Source organism: Collinsella aerofaciens, from assembly GCF_040920445.1.
Lineage (GTDB): Bacteria > Actinomycetota > Coriobacteriia > Coriobacteriales > Coriobacteriaceae > Collinsella > Collinsella aerofaciens_BH.
Genome location: NZ_JBCOTQ010000055.1, coordinates 1 through 3691, shown reverse-complemented (window position 1 = coordinate 3691; position 3691 = coordinate 1). Strand labels below are relative to the sequence as shown.

3 protein-coding genes and 1 pseudogene are annotated in these 3691 nt (G+C 62.3%); 2 read left to right on the top strand and 2 right to left on the bottom strand.

Annotation, left to right across the window (positions count from 1 at the left end):
* Positions 1–525: pseudogene (locus tag AB5405_RS08315) on the bottom strand (M18 family aminopeptidase); the annotation flags it as partial.
* Positions 526–686: 161 nt separating this feature from the next.
* Here AB5405_RS08315 and AB5405_RS08310 point away from each other — a divergent pair.
* A complete protein-coding gene (locus AB5405_RS08310; RefSeq protein ID WP_368138160.1) occupies positions 687–1772 on the top strand; it encodes a carcinine hydrolase/isopenicillin-N N-acyltransferase family protein in 1086 nt (361 codons plus the stop codon).
* A 140-nt stretch (positions 1773–1912) separates the two neighbouring features.
* Positions 1913–2992, top strand: a complete 1080-nt coding sequence (locus tag AB5405_RS08305) for a 6-phosphofructokinase (protein WP_196025713.1) — start codon at positions 1913–1915, stop codon at positions 2990–2992.
* A 270-nt stretch (positions 2993–3262) separates the two neighbouring features.
* Here the strand turns inward: AB5405_RS08305 and AB5405_RS08300 are convergent.
* On the bottom strand, positions 3263–3691 hold a 429-nt coding region (locus tag AB5405_RS08300), incomplete at its 5' end, for an IS3 family transposase (RefSeq protein ID WP_368138159.1).

Below are 3691 nucleotides of genomic sequence, written 5' to 3'. Positions count from 1 at the left end.
CGGGATAATAGCGACCTCGCGCTCGGTGGCAAGCAGGCGGCTCTCAATACGGTCGCCCTCGCGCACCAGCACACGTCCGGCCAGCGCCAGCGGGCGGTCGAACCAGGTGTAGTCGATCATGCCGCCATAGGCCTCGGTGTTCAGGCGCAGCGTCTCGCCTGCGCCATCGAGCTCGGGCACGGCCTTGACCTTAAACGTCGGCGAATCGCTGTGCGACGCCGTGAGCTGAAAATGATAGTCACCGGCGACGCCGTCCTCGCCCCACGTCGCGGCCAGGTCCTCGCCCACCTTAAAGGCAACAACGCTCGAGGTGTTGCGCTGCGTGTAATAACGCCCGCCCGGTTCGATGTCCCACGCCGCATTCTCGGGCAGGTAGGTAAAGCCCGCCTCGTCGAGCTCGGCCATAATGGTCGCCGCCGTATGGAACATACTGGGGCATGCCTCGATAAAGTCGATAAGGTCGTTGGCGGCCTCGATATCATCGGCCGTCACATGCGCGCGCTCGGGCGTTTCCTGATCCGTCATGCTCTCCCCTTTCGCTGGGTTGATGGTCCCCTCCAGCATACCCCGCCACGCCAGCGCCGCACTCTTCATTCCGTGCTTAATTCCGCGCCACTCACCAAGTTGAGCCATCATGCCCGCGCTCCTTTTGCGACAATTGCGCTAACAGGACGAGAGGAGCCGTCATGAAGCCACGTAACATTGCCATCACCTGCGGTGTCGCGGGAGTCGCCGTCGGCCTTGCCGCTGCCACCGGTATCGTTTATCACAAGCAAATCAAGTCCGCCGCGTCGCTCAAACGCTTGACCGGCTACGCGGATGGCTATGACCTGTATGCAATCGACATCGCCTACGACTACGATCTCGATCGCATCATCGCCGCTGGCGTGCGCGACGACCAGGCCTACATCGATGCCGTGGTGGCGCAGGTGCTGCCCGGTGTGCCGGCACATGTCCAGGCGCCCCAGTTTGCCTGCAGCGCTTTTGTCGCCGTAGATGCCGAAGGTCGCGTGCGCACCGGTCGCAATTACGACTTTAAGGACGACACCTCGGCGCTGCTGGTGCGCAATCACCCACGCGGCGGCTATGCTTCCATCGGGCTTGCCGCCCTTAACAACCTGGGCGATAACACTCCGCTTGACTCCGTCGCCGGACGTGCCGCGGCGTTGATGGGCCCGTTTGCCCAGCTCGACGGTGTTAACGAATGCGGCGTGTCCGTTGCCGTACTCACCCTGGATTCCAAGCCCTGTGACCAGGACACGCAACGGCCCGTCATCAACACCTCGCTCGCCATCCGTCTGGTGCTCGACCGTGCCGCCACCACGCAAGAAGCTGTCGACCTGCTTTCCGCCTACGACATGCACGCCATGGCAGGACGCGATTACCACTTCTTTATCAACGACGCCGCCGGTGACGCGCACGTAGTAGAGTGGGATCCGCGCGATCCGGACCGCGCTTTCAAAGCGACTCCTGTACGCCAGGTTACGAACTTCTACGCCTGCTATGACGACGAAGTGCTGCCCAACCAAAAGAATGGCGAGCTGGGCCATGGTAAAGAGCGCGCCGTCGCGATCGCCGATGTCCTTGACGCCCATGTCGGTGCCCAGGACGAAACGATTGTCTGGGAAGCCCTGCGCGCCGCAGCGCAAGAACCCAATCCGGAAGACATCACCAGCAATACGCAATGGTCGGTCGTCTTTGACAATACCGAACCCGCCGCCGCTATTACGCTGCGCCGCCACTGGGGCGACGTCGACGCCTTCGCACTGTAAGGAGCCAGGCCCGTCGGCCTTACGCTCGCCTGACGTTGTTTACATTTCCATACGCTTGAGCTAACACGTTTTACCCCCGTATCAACAGTGTGCGGGGGTAAACTTATGCGCATGTTATAACTTGCCCGGAAGGATTCATCATGCTTAGGATCGGTCTTCTTACCAGTGGCGGCGACTGCCAGGCACTCAACGCCACTATGCGCGGCATCGTCAAAACGCTTATGACCAATAGCGAAGAACCTATCGAGATCTATGGTTTTGAGGACGGCTACCAGGGCCTTATCTACAGCAGATTCCGTGTCATGACTCCCGCCGATTTTAGCGGCATCCTCACCCGCGGCGGCACCATCCTGGGCACGAGCCGTACGCCGTTCAAGCGCCTGGACACTCCCGAGGCCGACGGCGTCGAGAAGGTGCCGGCGATGGTCCACACCTATCATAAGCTGCAGCTCGACTGCCTGTTTATGCTGGGCGGCAACGGCTCCACCAAGACCGCCAACCGCCTGCGCGAAGAGGGCCTCAACGTTATCGCCCTGCCCAAGACCATCGATAACGACACCTGGGGCACCGAGTTGACGTTTGGCTTTACGAGCGCCATCGACGTCGCTACCAAGTGCATCGACGACATTCACACCACCGCCTCAAGTCACGGCCGCGTGTTCGTTATCGAGATCATGGGTCACAAGGTTGGCTGGATTCCGCTGTATGCCGGCGTCGCGGGCGGCGCAGATGTCATCTTGATTCCCGAGATTCCCTACGACATGGATAACGTCATCAAGACCATCGAGCATCGCATGGAGACCGGCAGCCGCTTTACTATCGTGGCCGTCGCCGAGGGCGCTATCTCCAAGGAGGACGCGGCGCTGCCCAAGAAGGAGTACAAGAAGAAGCTCGCCGAGCGCACGAGCCCGTCAATCGTGTACGACATCGCCAAGGAGATCGAGGCCAAGACCGGTCGCGAGACCCGCGTCGCCATCCCCGGCCACACGCAGCGCGGCGGCCAGCCCGACGCCCAGGACCGCATCTTTGCGACCCAGTGCGGCGTCGAGGCAGCGCTCGGCTGCCTGCGCGGCGAGTTTGGCTACATGATTGCCCTGCGCGACGGCAAAATGTGCCACATGCCGCTCGAGGATGTCGCCGGCAAGCTCAAGTTTGTCGACCCCCAGAGTGATCTGGTGCGCGAGGCCAAGGCGCTGGGCATCAGCTTCGGCGACGAATAGCCTCGGCTGGAACCGCCCCCATCGGAGCTCCCAGGGCTTACCTCCCAAATCGTCCTCGGACATGTCAGGACCCCGCCGTGCGCTTCGCGCGGCGGGGTCCTTCCGTCCTGCGGAAAGATTTGGGAGGTAAGCCCTGGGGCCTCCTGCGGTAACTAGGGAGGCCGAGGCTATTCGCCTTCTTGCTGCGGGTGCCTGACCTGAAATTCAGTTGCGGTGAAATAGTTCCTGCTTAGCCCGCAAAGGGGGTGCGGACGATTTCTTGGACCGCGCCTAGGCGTATCCAAGCTTCCTGCGGTACTCCATCGGGCTGAGCCACCCGAGGGACTTCTTGATGCGCCCGTCCCGATAGTACACGAGGTAGGCCTCGAGCCTGCCCATGAACTCCTCGGCCGTCACGCCCTCCCAGTCCCTGTAGTGGAAGAACTCGTTCTTGAGACGGCCGAAGAAGCCCTCGCAGGCCGAGTTGTCCGGGCTGCAGCCCTTCGCGGACATGCTCCTGACCAGCCCGTTCTCCTCGCAGATCCCGATCCACTCCGGCCAGCGGTAGTGGCCGCCGCGGTCCGAGTGGATCGTCGTGCGGGCGCCCGCCGGCCTGGCCGCGCAGGCCTTGAGCAGGCTCGAGTTGGATTGGCTACACTGATGTGGACAGTTCCGGGAGGGGCGCAGGAGACGGGAGGGCCGTATATGAGGGACCCCAGG